General features: G+C 57.8%; 15 protein-coding genes and 1 tRNA gene. 9 read left to right on the forward strand and 7 right to left on the reverse strand.

What is annotated here, in order from left to right; all coding sequences use genetic code 11:
• Nucleotides 1–540: 540 nt before the first annotated feature.
• Nucleotides 541–3,960, forward strand: coding sequence for a TonB-dependent receptor (locus M017_RS0110005; RefSeq protein ID WP_031497717.1), 3,420 nt, complete (start codon nt 541–543; stop codon nt 3,958–3,960).
• 74 nt (nt 3,961–4,034) lie between these two features.
• Here M017_RS0110005 and M017_RS0110010 read toward each other — a convergent pair.
• From M017_RS0110010 to recN, 3 genes are all read right to left on the reverse strand, one after another.
• Nucleotides 4,035–4,124 (reverse strand) — tRNA-Ser (locus M017_RS0110010).
• A gap of 24 nt (nt 4,125–4,148) precedes the next feature.
• Complete coding sequence (locus tag M017_RS0110015) at nt 4,149–4,934, reverse strand: ferritin-like domain-containing protein (RefSeq protein ID WP_162179879.1); 786 nt, start codon at nt 4,932–4,934, stop codon at nt 4,149–4,151.
• Between the two features lie 158 nt (nt 4,935–5,092).
• A complete protein-coding gene (gene recN, locus M017_RS0110020) occupies nt 5,093–6,757 on the reverse strand; it encodes a DNA repair protein RecN (protein ID WP_031497719.1) in 1,665 nt (554 codons plus the stop codon).
• 124 nt (nt 6,758–6,881) lie between these two features.
• Between recN and M017_RS0110025 the strand changes: the two genes are divergently transcribed.
• From M017_RS0110025 to M017_RS26510, 7 genes are read left to right on the forward strand one after another with little or no spacing between them, the layout of a single operon-like run.
• The gene (locus M017_RS0110025) at nt 6,882–7,484 is read left to right on the forward strand and encodes a MotA/TolQ/ExbB proton channel family protein (RefSeq protein WP_238325855.1); all 603 of its coding nucleotides are present in this window, start codon (nt 6,882–6,884) and stop codon (nt 7,482–7,484) included.
• A 6-nt stretch (nt 7,485–7,490) separates the two neighbouring features.
• Complete coding sequence (locus M017_RS0110030; RefSeq protein ID WP_031497721.1) at nt 7,491–7,940, forward strand: ExbD/TolR family protein; 450 nt, start codon at nt 7,491–7,493, stop codon at nt 7,938–7,940.
• Nucleotides 7,915–8,691: a TonB family protein gene (locus tag M017_RS0110035; RefSeq protein WP_080507619.1), complete on the forward strand. Its 777-nt coding sequence runs from the start codon at nt 7,915–7,917 to the stop codon at nt 8,689–8,691. The genes M017_RS0110030 and M017_RS0110035 overlap by 26 nt, the downstream gene beginning before the upstream one ends.
• Nucleotides 8,688–10,025: a PD40 domain-containing protein gene (locus M017_RS0110040; RefSeq protein ID WP_031497723.1), complete on the forward strand. Its 1,338-nt coding sequence runs from the start codon at nt 8,688–8,690 to the stop codon at nt 10,023–10,025. The genes M017_RS0110035 and M017_RS0110040 overlap by 4 nt, the downstream gene beginning before the upstream one ends.
• Before the next feature lie 44 nt (nt 10,026–10,069).
• The gene (locus tag M017_RS0110045; RefSeq protein WP_031497724.1) at nt 10,070–10,846 is read left to right on the forward strand and encodes an OmpA family protein; all 777 of its coding nucleotides are present in this window, start codon (nt 10,070–10,072) and stop codon (nt 10,844–10,846) included.
• Between the two features lie 20 nt (nt 10,847–10,866).
• Complete coding sequence (locus tag M017_RS0110050; RefSeq protein ID WP_031497725.1) at nt 10,867–11,766, forward strand: tetratricopeptide repeat protein; 900 nt, start codon at nt 10,867–10,869, stop codon at nt 11,764–11,766.
• Nucleotides 11,767–11,773: 7 nt separating this feature from the next.
• A complete protein-coding gene (locus M017_RS26510) occupies nt 11,774–12,634 on the forward strand; it encodes a hypothetical protein (RefSeq protein ID WP_051669794.1) in 861 nt (286 codons plus the stop codon).
• Here the strand turns inward: M017_RS26510 and yaeI are convergent.
• Nucleotides 12,631–13,524 carry a phosphodiesterase YaeI gene (gene yaeI, locus M017_RS0110060; RefSeq protein ID WP_080507620.1) on the reverse strand — a complete coding sequence of 298 codons (894 nt, stop codon included), beginning with the start codon at nt 13,522–13,524 and terminating at the stop codon, nt 12,631–12,633. The genes M017_RS26510 and yaeI overlap by 4 nt on opposite strands.
• Entirely contained in the window at nt 13,479–13,748 is a 270-nt protein-coding gene (locus M017_RS0110065; protein ID WP_031497727.1) for a helix-hairpin-helix domain-containing protein, read from the reverse strand. Before M017_RS0110065 ends, yaeI begins: the two co-directional genes overlap by 46 nt.
• 17 nt (nt 13,749–13,765) lie before the next feature.
• Here M017_RS0110065 and M017_RS0110070 point away from each other — a divergent pair, with 17 nt between their 5' ends.
• Nucleotides 13,766–14,551, forward strand: a complete 786-nt coding sequence (locus M017_RS0110070) for a hypothetical protein (RefSeq protein ID WP_155121341.1) — start codon at nt 13,766–13,768, stop codon at nt 14,549–14,551.
• Here the strand turns inward: M017_RS0110070 and M017_RS0110075 are convergent.
• Nucleotides 14,548–15,471: a vWA domain-containing protein gene (locus M017_RS0110075; protein ID WP_031497729.1), complete on the reverse strand. Its 924-nt coding sequence runs from the start codon at nt 15,469–15,471 to the stop codon at nt 14,548–14,550. The two genes, M017_RS0110070 and M017_RS0110075, sit on opposite strands and share 4 nt — an antisense overlap.
• Before the next feature lie 5 nt (nt 15,472–15,476).
• On the reverse strand, nt 15,477–16,238 hold the full coding sequence (locus M017_RS0110080; RefSeq protein WP_035957759.1) for a hypothetical protein: 762 nt from the start codon (nt 16,236–16,238) through the stop codon (nt 15,477–15,479).
• Between the last annotated feature and the right edge of the window lie 28 nt (nt 16,239–16,266).

Raw genomic sequence — 16,266 nt, forward strand, 5'->3', positions numbered from 1 at the left:
GTTGTCGCCCCAAGCCGGGCAGTCCATCGTCGATCTCAATGTCCGTACCTTCAAAAAAATCGAAGCCGAGACCCGAACCCCGCTTCGCCCATGACTTGCAGCGCACCTTCTCCCTCCAGCGCAACGAAGCAGAAATAGCGTACAAACAGCAAAAACGAAGGAACGAACCTACCGAGCACTCAACTCCATTGCTTCCAATCGCTTAGAAGGCGAAAAAATGACGCAGAAACGGTGCTTTTGTCACATGACGCAAGCGCAATGAATCCTCCTCGCGCTGGATCTCGACGCTTCAACGGACCGTCTTAGCAGCTGCATCTTACAAACAAATGAAACCATACAAAATCTTATGATGTTTGAAAAAGGTGAACCATTCGTGACGTATCAGTTACAGTTGATTCGTCCTCGCCGCCGAAGTGATTGACTTTAATAAAGGTTGGCAATTCTTAACGGTTCAGCCACTAACAGTTCTAAAAAAACTCACTTACACTCGTTGAGATGCCTCGCTCATGGAGAGGCAGAAGTTTCATTGGAGGAAGCGGAATGTCGATCAGAAATCTTCTCTGGAGAACGGTGGCTCTTACCAGTTGCTTGGCCTTTGCCACGCAACTGCCGGGGCAATCCACATTCGGCACCATTTTGGGAACGGTCACCGATGGCTCAAACGCGGTGATCCCAAAGGCGGCAGTCCGGATCACAAACACCGACGAAAATACAACGCGGGAACTCACTACCGACGAGAACGGCAACTACCAGGCAGTCAACATCAAGCCGGGCCACTATAGCGTTGCTGCGACGATGGGCGGTTTTCAAAGTTTCAGCACCACCGGACTGCTGCTGGTCGCCCGCCAGTCGCTTCGCGTCGATATTGCGATGCAGATTGGCAAGAGCGCCGACGTTGTGACGGTGGAATCCTCCGCTGGCGTGATCACAACCGACACGCAGACCATCTCCTCAAGCTTCAATTCCGACAAGCTGCTTGCGATGCCCGGCAACGTTCGCGCGGCAAACGACACCAGCCCTTACAATCTGATTGCTCTATTGCCAGGCGTCCAGCCCGACAATAGCGGCAACTTCATGATCCAGGGCAGTCTCCCGTCGCAGACCCAGTATTCGGTCGACGGCATTTCTACCGTCGACGTGGGTGGGAATGGGCCTTTGCGGAAATCCTTCACCTCGGTCGAAGCGATTGCTGAAATCCGCGTGCAGGCGGTGGGGAACACGGCCGAGTATGGCCAATCGGGCGATGTGACGACCATCTCGAAAAGCGGCACCAACGAGTTTCATGGCGCCGGATTCTGGTATCACCAGAACCGCGCACTCGATGCGACACGCTACGGCGCGCTGGTCAAACCGCAAAAGGTGGCAAACGACGTGGGTGGCAGCATCGGCGGTCCGGTGATGATCCCCAAACTGTATAACGGCCGGAACAAAACATTCTTCTTTGCCGACTTTGAGCGCTTCACCTTCCCCAGAGGTCAGACGATTCAGAACCGCGTGCCCACTGCTTTGATGCGCGCCGGGGATTTCAGCAAAGAGGGCGTTATCGTTCGCGATCCGCTCACCGGGCAGCCCTTTGCCGGGAATCTGGTTCCTGCCACACGCATCAGTTCCGTGGCCCAGAAGTTTCTGACGCTCTATCCCCTCCCGAATGCTGGCGATCTCACCGTCTCTCATGATGCAAACTACATAGACAATCGCGACAGCGGATACAACTCCAACCAATACGATGCTCGTGGGGATCACTACCTGACCGCAAAGCAATCGATCTTTGCACGTTGGACCTGGCTCGATACTTTGACCAAAACGCCGAAGACGCTGTCGGTACCCTCAGGAACCCGGTCTGAGAACAGCAAGATGCTTGTGGTGTCGCACAACTACACGATCAGTCCGACGGTGCTGAACGAGTTTCGTTTTGGTTTCACTCGCTTTGACAATTCCAACGCAATGCCTCTCGATGGACGGGCTTTCACCAACGGCCTGGGCTTGCAAGGTCTGGGCAACACCTTCCCTTTCAACGGTCTGTCCCATCTGGACATCAACAACATCCAGTCTCTCGACGTCGATCGCGCCGATGGTTTTGGCAAGGCGCATACCTATCAGGTCAACAACAATCTGACCTGGACCAAGGGCCGCCATACGATGAAGTATGGTCTGGACATCCGCAAGATGAGAGCGGGTTCGGCACTGGGCTTCCTGTCTGGCGATAACTACGGAAACTTTAACTTCGATGGTTCCTTCTCTCGCTCGGGCATGGCTGACTTCCTCCTTGGCCTCCCCGTCACCAGCGCCTATGCGAAGGTGAAGAACGACAACGATGGGAACACGACGCACTACGCCTTCTTTGCGCAGGACAGTTGGCGAGTGACCAATAAGCTGACTCTCGAGTTGGGTTTGCGCTATGAGTATCATCCTTCTTACAAGGACAGCGGAGGGAACATCGGCAACTTTGATCCCAGCGTTGCCAAGTCCGGCGCGGTCATCTATCCCACTGGGGCCGAGGCCAATCTCGCACCCGGCTATCTGCTTTCCTTCAATGCCTGCCCCAAGCTGGGGAGCCGGGAAGGGCCTTCGGCCAATGGTGCGCCTTGCACGCCGGTGCTCTCCGCGCAACAGGCTGGAATCCCCGAAGGGCTTCGCTTTGTTCCCAAGCTACGCTTCCTGCCTCGCTTCGGTTTTGCCTATCGGCCCTTTGCTGGCGACAAGACCGTCATCCGCGGCGGCTACGGCGTCTACAACGTGACGGTTCTCGGTAACGTTTTCTATTCGCTCACCGGCACCCTGCAATCGGACGCACGCAACTTCACTAATCCCGATGCGAAAGGTAATCCCACTTTCGCCTGGCCCAATATCAGCGCGGGTGGTGACGGCGTCGTTGCCGACAGTTTCGGCAATGCCTACTTTGGCACTGCAAATTCGATCAACTTCAAGGATCCCTACTCCCAGCAGTGGAATCTCTCCTTTGATCGCGACCTCGGTTTCTCCACCGGCTTGCGTCTGTCCTATATCGGGATGCGCACCTTGGATCTGGTCTGGTCTCCGAACCTGAACCAGTCCTACTATTCGAAGGAGTTCTATCGGGCGCAGCCCTTGAGCCGCCGTCCGTTCCCGAACTGGGGCACGGTGAATACGCGGGCAACCGGAGGCAACGCCTTCTACAACGCGGCACAGGTACAGGTGACGCGCCGTCTCCTGGCTGGCGCGCAGTTTGACAGCACCTACACCTGGGCGAACAGCATGGCCGATAACAACGGGCCGTCTCCCACAGGGCTGGCTGGCGAAACAACGAGCCGCTCGGCTGACCTTTACAACCGCCGATCCGAATACGGTCCGATGTACGGCCCGCGCCGGCATCGCTGGATTACGACTGGGACTTATGCGCTGCCCTTTGGCCGGGGACGTCAGTTTGGCAGTCACGTGAACCGTCTGGTCGATGGTGTGTTCGGCGGCTGGCGTCTGAGTTCGTCGTTGCTCCTGCAGAGTGGTGCGATGATGTCGCCCACCTTCAGCACCGGCGATCCGTCGGGTACGGGCAAGACGGGCGGACATCCCGATCGTGTGAAGGACGGGAATCTCAGCAATCCCACTCGCGACATGTGGGCCGATCCAACGGCCTTTGCTTGCCCGGGCACCGCCGTCTGGTCGATTGGCAAACCGTGCACGATTGGCGTGAATCCATCTTCTGACCTGGCGCCGATCGGCCGCTTTGGCAATGCCGGAGTGGGCGTCATTCGCGGACCGGGAACCGTCAACCTGAATACGGGTCTCAGTAAGGCATTCTTTCTTACGGAGCGGATCAACATCCGTCTGGAAGGGTCGTTTACGAACGTTCTGAACCACACGAATCTGGCCGATCCGAATCTGAATGTCACCAGCAGCAGCTTCGGCAAGATTACCGCGGCTCGCGATTCGGACTTTGGTGGAAGCCGGACAGGACAGGTGAGCGCTCGGATTACCTTCTAGGTAACTCTTGAAAGTCTAAAAACGGATCAGGCGCCCAGAGACTGGGCGCCTGAATTGTGTTCGGGGATAAGAACTGGCGGTGAGGGTGGGATTCGAACCCACGGTACCCGTGAAGGTACGGCAGTTTTCGAGACTGCTCGATTCAACCACTCTCGCACCTCACCGCCCACGATTATAACGTACCGAGGCTAGGCAGCGGTGCCTGAAGTTGCTAACTTTCCGTTGAATCCCGCTGGATAAAAGCCTCCGCTGGTCGCATTCGCCTTCATACCGTAGGCCAGGTACAGTACCTGCGCCGGAGTCCGCACAGCGGATAGCGCATTGTCATCGGTGGCAAAGTAGCGGGTTCCCGTTGGAGGCGGCACAATATCGACACCGTCGACCTTCACGCTGTTATAGCGATTCTCGGCGATCACCAGCCGGATGTTGCCCGAATGGAAGGCCTCTACGGCGAGAATGCGTGCTGCCACGCCCAGATAGTCCTTGTTTGAAATCAGGGGCGCTGCGCCACCGTAAGCCGTTACGCCAATGTCTTCGAGAATCCGGGCAACCGTGAAGAAGTCCGCCTGGCCACCAAATCCGAAGCCAAGTCCCCCCAGATTCAGTGCGGGTTTCGCCACCGGCTTCACGCCTGCTGCTGTCAGGGCGCCGCGAAGCAAGGTGACATGAGCGCGTTCGTCAAAGGCAAGTTCTTCCACAATCCGTTGCAAGGGGAGGACATTGCTGTTGAAATTGACTCTATCTCCGCCGGTGGTCACCCCCTCGGTGCCATCGCCATCAACTCCAATGCCGTGGGCAACAATGCCTCTGCCCGACGCCGCATAAGTATAGAACTCAGCTTCGAGATATTCCAGGTTCAAGGCAAACTGCAGAATATCGACGTCTGTAATGGTCGCGGTCTGTGCTTCGACCGATTGCGTTGAGATCGCCGCAGAGGCGCTCAGCATGGCTGTGTACGCGCTAATCTTTGTCATGAATCTACGTCGATCCGGCGCCTGTTCGATGACACTTTCAAGAAGGGGGTTCGAGTTCATACGCTTATGAGGTCCTGTGTGGGATGGGCGTTACCGCCAGTTCACCCCAAGGAACGTAGGCGTACAATCTTTTGGATGTGGAATAAAAAACAAAATCTTCAGGCTGTTGCGCCCATCTGAAGTAGCTGGTCGGCATAGCGTACGGCCTCATCGGTCAGGCGCTGGCCGCCAATCATGCGGGCGATTTCTTTCACGCGGGCCGGTCCTTCCAGTTCTTCGATGACGCTATGCGTCCGGCCTTTGGCTTCTCTCTTCTCCACCAGAAAGTGATGATCTGCAAAAGCCGCAATTTGCGCCAAATGGGTGACGCAAAGCAGTTGATTGGACGCTGCCAGCGCTTTCAATTTCTTGCCCACTTGTTCGGCTGCGCTGCCCCCAATCCCAGCATCCACCTCGTCGAACACCATCGTGCGCTGCCCGCTTGCGGCCAGTGAGACTTTTAGCGCCAGCGCCAGACGCGAAAGTTCGCCGCCGCTCGCCACCTTCTCCAGTGGCTTCGGTTCTTCACCGAGATTGGTGGAGATCAGGAAGGCGACCTCGTCCGCTCCCGTCGCGCTCCAACTGCTTTCCTGCACCGCGATCACAAAGCGGCTGCGCTCCATATTCAGATCTTTCAGCTCGCCTTCGACCTTCTTCTCCAGCTTCTCGGCTGCTTTGCGGCGGCGGACTGTCAACTCGGCGGCCGCCGTGCCATAAGCTATCTGCAACTTCTTGATCTCGCTGCGGAGATGATCCCGCCGTTCATCGGCGCCTTCAATGAGGGCCAGATCCGCACTGACCTTTGCATAGAACGAGAGAATTTCCTCGACGCTGCTTCCATACTTGCGCCGCAGCTTGTCGATCTCGGCGATGCGCGCCTCGACAAAAGCAAGCCGGCCCGGGTCGGCTTCGAGATTCTCCACATAGCTGCTTAGTTCGCGAGATGCTTCATCGATCGAGGCTTCCGCCGTGCGAAGGTTCTCGAGGACACTGTGCAGATTTTCGTCAATCCGCTTCAGTTCAGCAATCCGCTTGGTGGCGACAATCAGCATCGACATCGCCGACTCTGGCCCTTCTTGCAGCGCCTCATACGCGCCGCCCGCTTGTTCCTTCAACTTGACGACATTGGCGAGGATCCGCAACTCCTGATCCAGTCCCGTGTCTTCGCCTGGCTTGAGATTGGCGGATTCGATCTCGGTTTTCTGGAAGGACCAGATATCGCGTTGCCGGAGCAATTCCTGTTCGCGGGCATCGATCTGCGCGAGTTCGCTTTCGGCGGCGCGCAATGCGGTGAAGAGCGTGGCAATGCGCTCCAGCAGCGTCTCATTACCGGCATACTCGTCCAGCATCAGCCGCTGCTCGATCATGTTGAAGAGCCGTTGCTGGTCGTGCTGGCCATGGATATCACCCAGCCAGGGCTGGAGCTGCTTCAGAAAGCTGGCGGAGACAGGCTTTGATCCGATGAAGGCGCGGCTCTTCCCGTTGGCGAGGATCTCGCGCTCGATGAGTAATTCGCCGTCTTCGAGTTCAATACCGGCTTCATCAAGGAGCGCCGACAGCGCTTTCTTCTTGGGAGCCTCGAAAATGCCGGCAATCCGGGCCCGGTCGGCCCCGCTGCGGATCACCTCGGTGCTGGCGCGGCCTCCAAAGAGAAGCCCGAGTGAATCGACGAGCAGGCTCTTTCCACTGCCTGTTTCCCCAGATAGAACATTCAGGCCAGCGTGTAAGCGAATCCGCACACGATCAGCGACCGCAAAATTCTCGACCAGCAATTCGACGAGCATCAGCTTGATTTTACTGGCAGTGCGGCACCTTGCGCGTTCATAATGTAGTTTGATACTGATTGCCTTTCTCCTTCAGCTCAAACTGAGCGAGTTATTCAACCCATCTAAGCCGATCCCGTTTGCGGTGCTGCTCATTTTGATCGGAGCCTCCCTTCTCAGTTGGTCGATCATCTTCGCCAAATGGGGGGTGCTGCGCAAGGCGGCGGACGCCAATCGAAAGTTCCTGCGGGCCTTTCGCAAGGCCAATGCACTCGATGCGATTGCGTTGATTGCAGAACAGAATGCGCAGGCGCCCCTGGTTGCCGTTTTTGACTTTGGTTACGCCGAAGTGGAACGGCAGGCCCGGAATCGGGGTCAAATCAGGAACAAGCTCATGATTGAACGCAATCTGCAATTAGGAATCAGCGAAGAGATCCAGAAACTGGAGCGGAGCATGACCTGGCTGGCGACGATTGCCTCTGTCACCCCCTTCATCGGACTCTTTGGTACGGTCTGGGGCATCATCGATGCCTTTGAGGCCTTGTCGATGTCCGCTTCTGTGAGTTTGCGTACTGTAGGCCCGGGCATTGCGGATGCGCTGATTGCCACCGGCGCCGGTCTTGCCGCCGCGATTCCTGCTGCGATTGCCTACAACTATTTGGGGAGTCTCATCAAGGACATGGGCGCGCGGATGGAAGACTTCGGTCTCGAATTCCTGAATCTGGTGGAACGCACCTTCGAGGGCTAGGGCAGTATGGGTTTTTCAATCGACAATTCGGGGGGCGGGGGACGGCGAGGGCGCCGCTATGGCGGCTCGACTCTCTCTGAGATGAACGTCGTTCCGCTCGTCGACGTGGTTCTTGTTCTGTTGATCATTTTTATGCTGACGGCACAGGCGATGCAGTTTGGCCTGGAGATCGAAGTGCCCAAGGTAAGCACCGAGCGGGCCTCAGCGCAGGACCTCAATGTGGTGAATATCACCAAAACTGGCGAGCTCTACTTCAACGAGAAGCCGGTGAACTTCAACGAGCTCTCGGAAATCATCAAGGCGAACAAGAAGGTAAAAGAGAATGTCGTCTATATCCGCGCCGACAAAGCCACGCCGTGGGACCCCATCGCCAAAGTTGTTTCTGAACTGACCGACGCTAAGATCGGCGTCCGGATGGTGACGCAGACTGATGACAGCCGTTCCAACCGCCGCTAGTCCGCACGGGTTTCGGAATTCCCTGCTGCTCCATGTCGGTGTTATTGCCGCACTCGTGGGGTACGAATGGTGGATGCATCAGGAGCGGGATCATTTTGGGGAGAAGGATTCGCTCGGCGCGAGCGCCGGCATCAGTTCGGTCTCGCAGATTCCGATTCCCCGCCGGGACGGCCGCGTCAATAAGGTTGCTAACGATACGGACACCCAGATTCCGACGCCGGTCAAGCCGCAGCCGAAATCTTCGCCGAAACCAGAACAGCCTGACGCGATTCCAATCAAGAAAAAGGAAAAACTGAAGGAGAAAAAATCAAAACAGGAGCAGATTGCCTCCACGCAGAAGTATCGGGAAGATCCGGTGGTGCCCAACCAGGTGCCTTCCAATCTGGGGCAGGCTGCGGTTTCCCCGATGATTGGGGTGCAGGGTTCGGGTGGGGTGGGGACGAGCAGCAGTTCGCCCTTCGGCAATCGCTTTGGCTGGTATGAGAAATTGATCCGGGAACGTGTGTCGCAGAAATGGCACACCGATGATGTCGATCCCCGCATCCGGAATTCCAAGCCCTGTATTGTCACCTTCAGCATTGCGCGGGATGGTACGGTCTCGGCAGTCAAGATCGCACAGACGTCTGGGGTTTATGGCGTTGATCTCTCGGCACAAAGGGCTGTTTTGGATGCAAACCCTTTGCCGCCTTTGCCTACCGGTTTTGAACGCAACATTGCGAACATAGAGTTTTGGTTTGAGTTGAAACGATGAAAAGACGAACAGCACTTCTAACTTGTCTCGCTCCCGCGCTGCGTGGCCAGGCGACAGATATTCTCGTGAAGATCACGGGGAGTTCTCAGCCTGTGATTGCTCTCCCCAACTTTCGGGGCAACGGGGCTGCTGAGCCCTGGATGCAATTGTGGAACCAGACTCTGTTCGACGAAATCAATGGGGCTGCCATCTTCAAGATTGCCCCCCGCAGCTTCTATCCGCTGGCCGTTCCGCAGCAACCTCAGGATTGGAAAGAGCCCATCGGCGGCCGCAGTGCCGGACCCTGGTTCAGCGACTGGACGGGAAATCCGACCAATGCGAACTATGTCGCAATCGGCTACACCGCAATCCAGAACGGTCAGCTGGTGCTCTTTGGCTGGCTTTACGACGTCACCCAGCGCGATCTCACCAACGCCCAGATGTTCGGGAAGCTGTACTTCGGTTCGATCGACGAGGCCGGGACCAAGAAGATTGCCCGCGAATTTGCGGCTGACATCCTGGCCAGGTTCGGCGCGAAATCGCTGGCCGGCTCAAAGATTTATTTTGTCTCCAATCGAACCGGCGCTAAAGAGATCTGGTCAATGGACTATGACGGGACCGGACAAAAGCAGGTCACCCGCTATAACAGCATCTGTACAACGCCTGCATTGAGTGCCGACAATTCAAAACTTGCCTTCACCAGCTACCTGCAAGGCAATCCCGGGATCACAATGATGACCGCGGAGGGCTCGCGTAGGTTAACATTTATGAATCCGATCTCGAGTATTGTGGCGTCGCCAGAATTCTCTCCTGATGGAAAATTAATTCTTTTGGCGACAAAGATCGGTGGTGGCTATCAGAACATTTTTAGTGCCAATCCGGATGGTTCTGGGCTCAACCGGATCACGACGGCGAGGGCTGTCGAGACCGAACCGAAGATCAATCCGAAAAATTCTTCGGAAGTAGTTTTCGTTTCAGGTAGATCCGGGCCGGGACAAGTCTATAGAATGAATATTGATGGCGCGAATATTGAGCGCTTGACCGACGGGTCGGGCCAAGCGGCGAACCCGTCGTGGAACCCACTCGGAAAAATTATTGCTTTCAGTTGGAACCGTGGCTTCGAGCCCGGAAATTTTAATATCTTCATGATGGATGTCGCCAAGCGCGAACTGACACAGTTGACGCACGGTGCAGGTCGGAATACGAACCCAGTGTGGGCTCCGGACGGCGTGCACATTGTGTTTTGTTCAAACAGAAGCGGCAGCCCACAAATTTGGACAATGCTTGCGGATGGTACGCAGGTGAGGCAACTCACTTCGGCCGGTCGCAACGAAATGCCCGTTTGGACCCATTAAGAAGTTTCAATTGCTGCTGTTGAACTTTGGAGGACTCTCTGACCATGTTGCGAACCAGATTTAGCGTAGGAATCCTAGCGCTCACCCTTTCGATCTTTGCTGTTGGCTGCAAAACGAAGCCGACCGTTTCTACGCCAACGCCCGTTACGACCCCGGCGCCCCCCCCGGAGGCAAAACCTGCCCCAAGCATTCGTTCCTTTAGTGTCGAGCCGACCTCGATCACTGCTGGACAGAGCGCGACGTTGCGCTGGGCTGTTGAAAATGCCGATTCCGTCAGCATCTCTGCTGGTGTCGGTACGGTGCAGGCCTCTGGCAACCGCTCGGTGAGCCCGTCGTCCACCACCACCTATCGTCTTAGCGCTTCTGGCCCTGGTGGCACCACCGAGCGGAGCGTCACGCTGAATGTCAGCTCTGCGCCTCCTGCCGACCGTCCGGCTCCGCCTGCCAGTTCCAGCCGCTCCCTGACGGAGATGGTGGGGAGTCTTCTCTCCGATATCTACTTCGACTACGATAAGAGCGATGTTCGTGAAGATGGTCGTGGCCAGTTGACGAAGAATGCAGAAGCTCTGCGGCAGATCTTCGCGGCGCATCCGGATGGCATCGTTACGATCGAGGGTCACTGCGACGAGCGTGGCTCGGCAGAATACAACCTGGGCTTGGGCGACCGCCGCTCCTCGTCGGTAAAAGACTACCTGGTGAATCTGGGCGTCCCCGGCGATAAGTTGAAGGTCATCAGCTACGGGAATGAAAAGCCGGCCTGCTCGGAAGCCAACGAAAGTTGCTACCAGAAGAATCGCCGCGCTCACTTCAGCGCCAACTAAACAGTCCAGAGGTTTTTACTATGCGTTCCATCGCGCTTTTTACGCTTCCCGTTCTTCTGACGGCTTTGGCCGTGCCAGTGTTGGCTCAAAAGGATAAGATCCTTGAAATCCAACGCGACCTGGCTCTCCTGCAGAACGACGTTCGAAGCATGAAGAGCGCGATGGACGAAAAATTTGCCGGCTTGAGTGTGCTCGTACAGCAATCGCTCGATACGGCAAACAAGTCCACAACCTCTTTGGCGATTTTGGACAAGTCGCTAGGCGACAAGCTGCGCGAGCAGCAGACTTCGTTGAACGCTCCGGTGGCCGGGGTGAACGCGAAGGTCGACCAGATGACCACCGAACTGGCTCTGGTCAAAGAGTCGGTTTCAGAACTCTCGGAGTTGATCAAGAAACTCCAGGGCCAGCTTGTCGAGATGAACAATGCGGTGCGCATCATCAATACGCCGCCGCCCACGCCTTCTGCCCCCACCGCGAGTTCTTCCGGTCCGCCACCCGGCATTTCTTCGGAAACTCTCTACACGAATGCGGTGCAGGCGAAGAACGCGGGCCAGCTTGATTTTGCGATTGAGCAGTTTCAGCAGTATCTGAAGTTCTTTCCAGATGCCACCTACGTCCCGAACGCACAATTGAATCTCGGAGACGTGCTCATGACGCAGGGGCGTTTCGACGAGGCCGTCCAATACTTCGATGCCATTCTTGAGCAGCATCCTGATTTTCCGAAAGCTCCGGATGCGCAACTGAAGAAGGGAAAAGCTCTTCTGAATGCCGGCCGCAGAACCGATGCGGTGAACGAGTTCCGCAATCTAATCAAGAAGAAAGAGAATAGCGAGCAGGCCTTTCTTGCCAAGCAGGAACTGAAGGCGCTCGGCATGCCTTACGCGGCTCCTGCCGCCCCCGCGCCGAAGAAGAAACGTTAGGAAAAAATTGAGACTTGCTGCCGCAATCTCGTTCCTGATCGCAGCCTCCTGTGTGGGGCAACCCCCGCAAGTCCTCAACGCCTTTCCTGGCAAAACTCCCAAAATTGACGGTATCCTCAGTCCGGGCGAATGGGCGGACGCTACTCCCATTTCCGGTGTCCTTGATTGGACCCACACCTTTTCCCCCACCACAGACCCGAAGGATCTGAAGCTGCAAGGCTGGGTCAAACACGATGGCAAACGCCTGTATTTTGCCTTCGATATCGATGACGACATTCTCTACGGCATCGACACCCCGCGCTGGCTGCCGAAGGAAAACCCGCAGGCGCATGAGTTCATCGATGGCAAACCAACGCGCGCGGCCTTTCCCTGGTTTGGTGACGAGATGGAGATTCTGCTGAACCCCTCGAACCAATGGAAGGGTGATGAGTCGGTCGAAGGCAGTGGGCGTTCCTGGCAGATGGTGGTCAATCTGACCAAGAGCCGTCTGGGCGGTGTCGGCAAAGGCGGGCTGCTTGAAGGTGAACCGCGCCGTGACCCAAAGGCCTTTGCCACTTATTCGAAGTGGATCGACAGTGGTGCGATGCAGGCGGCCACCCGCGTGCGCCGGGGCGGCAAGGGCTATGTGATCGAATGGTCGATTGCGATGCACCCTTGTGTTGAAGTGGAGCCCGGCGTCTTCTGGTCGCCTAGTCTCGGCGACCGTGAAGTCGGTATCAACATCGCGCTTGGCGATCTTGATACTCCTGAAGCTGGGGAAGGGAATTTCGGTAATTTCCACCACGAAGAGTGGCTGTCCGGTGGCCCCAAGACCCGCACCAATCTGAACAATTTTGCCAAGCTCTGGCTGCGCGCGAAGCGCCCCTAGACCAGCTCCAAGACAGAAACCTCTGGCCGGCAGAGGATACGTACGCCCCAGAGATTGCCGACGCCTCGGCTCGTATGAATCCAGCGCGCGCCGCCCGGCGCCTCCGGCCAGGGCACCAGCCCGGCAATGAAGCGATTGTCCTCGACGGGCGCAAGGGCCTGCCGCACAAAGGGCAGCGAAGTCTGGCTGCCGTGCGTGTGGCCGCTGAGCATCAGCTTCCATTCCTGCTGTGACAACACATCCTTGGAGTCGGGGTTGTGAGCCATGACCACTGTCATCTCCCGTGGCGGGATCGGCGCCCAAGTGCGCGCCGCATCGATCTCCTGATTCCAAAGGTCTCCAACACCGCTCAGCCAGAACTCGAGGCCATGGATGCGCAGCAGTTCCGCGCGGTTGTGCAGCATCTGCACGCCGCCCGCCTCGATTGCCGATTCGAGCTGGTGCGTCTGCGACTCTCCAATGTGCTCCCGGTACCAGCGGCCGCCGTCGTGATTGCCTTTGACGGCGTAGGTTGGCACGCGGCTGCTGAGCATCCGGAACAGCTCCGGATAGCAACTCACATCGGTGCCGCGCAAGCGGGTGACAAAGTCGCCGGTGAGGCACACCAGATCGGGCCGGGCCGCAAGAGCGAGCTCAAAGGCATGACGGATCATTTCTGGTGTCACGCTCCAGGACAAGTGCAGGTCGGTCAATTGGACCAGGCGCACGGGCTGCCTGCCAAGGCCGCCGAAGACCGGCACGCGCTTGGTTTCTACCAGCGGCGAAATGGGTTCGTACAGGACAAAATCGGCAGCGGCGACGGCAGAAGCTCCGGCTGCGGCAAAGAAAAATTTCCGGCGACTGGTCATCGCCCGGCCAGACGCTCGCGGCTCCACCACCACCAGTCGCATTGCTCCCGGGGCAGTTGCGGGTTGCGTGCCTGGGCAATGGCGCAACGGAAGGTGTCGAGCACGCAGGGGTCTTGCCGCTTGCCGGTCTTCTCTTCCAGCTCTTTGTACAGAACGAAGCCATCGCGGCGGGCCAGATCGGCTACGTTTGCCACTCCGAGCAGTTCAAAATCGAGCAGCATACTTTTGCCAATGCCGCGGAGCTCTTTCAATCGACGTTCCGGCATATTATTCTTGACGCAGCATGACACGAAGAGGCTTCCTCGCGACTGCGCCACTTTGGGCGGCGGATGCGGCTACGATGGCGTTGCTGCAACGTGCGATTGCGCATGATGACGCGAACCTCGAACGCATGCGCTCCTATGTGTTTGGGGTGAACGACGTGTTCCGGTCGATCCATGAACCCATGATCTCGCAGAGCTATGAGGTCAATCTGATCAGGGGCGGCATGTATTGGCGGCGGCTCACCGAGAATGGCCAGCCACTCAACGCAGAACTGGCGGCAGCGGAGCAGACGCGGCTGCGGGCGCATCTCCGCACGGCTTCGAGTCAGACGCAGGCGAAATGGCGCGAGGAGCGGGATGTGCTTAGCCGCTGGGTGGCCGCACATCGTTTTCGTACGACAGGCCGCAAGCGGATCGAGGGCCGCGACGCAATTTTGGTCGAAACGAAGCCAGGAGGCGAATATGCGGGCGACCTGGCCTATCTCGCGACGGCGCATGGCAAGCTGGCCATTGATCAGGAGACCGGGCATTGGCTCAGCGCCGAATTCGAGATATACGGCCACACCCGCTACGCCATGTTCCAGTTGCTCTACGGCCGGCTGTCGCTGCCCTATTCGGTGGGTCTGATCAACCGGGCGAATCTGCCGTCACGGGCGAAGCTCAGCTTCGGGCTGCGTTTGACCGCGGATGGCTTGTGGGTGCCGCGCTTCCAGCTCATCGAAGCAAAGGAATATCGTTCGACGTTGACCTTCAGTGAGTTCCGGCGCTTCACCAGCGAGTCGCAACTGCTGCTCGACCCAGCTTAGTTCCGATTCAGATCAATGCCCGGGGCGCGCAGTTCTGCTCCGGGCCATTTCTGCGCGGCCTCGGGCGTCAGCTCGACACGCGGCAGCTTGCCGGAATGCTTCTTCTGCACGCAGTAGTTCAGGGTGACCCGGTTCTTCAAGCGTTCCCGCATGATCTCGAGATAGTGGGCGTCGAGGAACTTGTTCGAATCGCCTCCGCTGCTGTTTGCCAGGCCGACAACGGATTGCTGCCCGACAACAGCCGGTCTCTGGCCGGGCGCCTCGTTGCCGAGGGTTGGGGTGGGGAGATTGACGCGGGGAATCTTGCGCGAAGGCGCCGGGTCGATCGCCAGATCAAGACTCACCCGTTCTGCGATCAGGTTGGCGGCGAGTTGTTCGACGCGGATCTGCGATCCGTTGTCGAGATCGTCGCCCAGCATGAAAATCGCCCGCTGCCGCCCTGGCGTCGCGTCGCCAAACAGCTTCAACGCATCCACCACGCCGTAGAGCGGTCGGGCCACCTGCACGTGCATGCCGTCGGCGCCCTTCTCAATGGCCAGCCGGATCGCTTCCGGATCCTGCGAGAAGGCCAACTGCCGCTTGGTCGAAACTCCATAGGTCATCACCGCAACCCGGTCGCCGGGCAGCAGCGATTTCACAAAAAGAGCTGCCGCACCGGCCAGCAGCCCGCCCCGCGGACGGTCTTCGATCAGCACAACGATATCGGCGGGCAAGCGATGCTCGAGACTGGCGGCTCTCTCCTCAATTCCCTTGCCGGAGAGGAGGAAGTGGCTGGTGTTGAGTCCAGGAATCGGCTCGAGAACATTTCTCTCACGCACCTCCACCGTCACGGGCATCAAAACGGACTTGTCGGGGCAGGTGGGGGTCTGTGCTTGGAGCGTAGAACCAAAAACCAGAGCCGAATACAGCAGGACTCGCATACTCTCTATGTTCTCTCTTTCCGGGAGTGGTGGATCTGGATCCCCGTCCAATTCGCGTTGATGGCGCAAATCTTGAAGCTGGCAAGCCCGGAATCGCGAATCGCCTCGTTCAACTCCGGCAGCTTGAAGACTCCTTTGCGATAAACCAGCCAAAAGCTATGGCGGGCCGCGATTTCGGATAGCAGATCCCACTGGCGATACAACTGGTCGGGATCGTCAAAGAACAGCAGCGCCTGGTTGGAGCCGGCCTGTTCTTCGAGCCATTCGAGCGAATCGGGAAGCTCACGCAGCGCCGTAAAGAACTCGCGCGGGGCATCTTTGAGGTAGACGCGTGAGCCGGCCTTCAGGTTTAGCTTCTGTGCGAGGCTGCGCTCGGGGCGCGCCACCTTGGGCGGCCGCTCATAACGCACTTCTCCGGCGGCGATCGCCTTCTTGAGCGCCCCAGCCAGGCGCGGCCAGGTGGTGAAGGTGTCCAGCGTATAGGCGGCCCGGATGGCATCCATCTTGGCCGGATCGCCCAAAATAAAGAGAATCGGCGTGCTGCGAAAGCGCTTCATCTTGCGAAAGTGCTCGGCGCAATAGACTCCGTGGGAGGGCAGGCGGCCGAGGTCGATCACAATCGCCGACACCCCGTCCGCGCCGGCGTTCTTCATCGAAAAGCTGGACGACGGGCCCAGCCATCGGACCTCGCAACCCAGCTTCTCCAGCCCTGCGATGCGCGGCGCGGCTTCTTCGGCGTGCCAGCATACCAGAATCACGGTGAGCATACTGGAGTTTATTTTGGCACCCGCCCGG

The organism is Bryobacter aggregatus MPL3, from assembly GCF_000702445.1.
Classification (GTDB): Bacteria; Acidobacteriota; Terriglobia; order Bryobacterales; family Bryobacteraceae; genus Bryobacter; species Bryobacter aggregatus.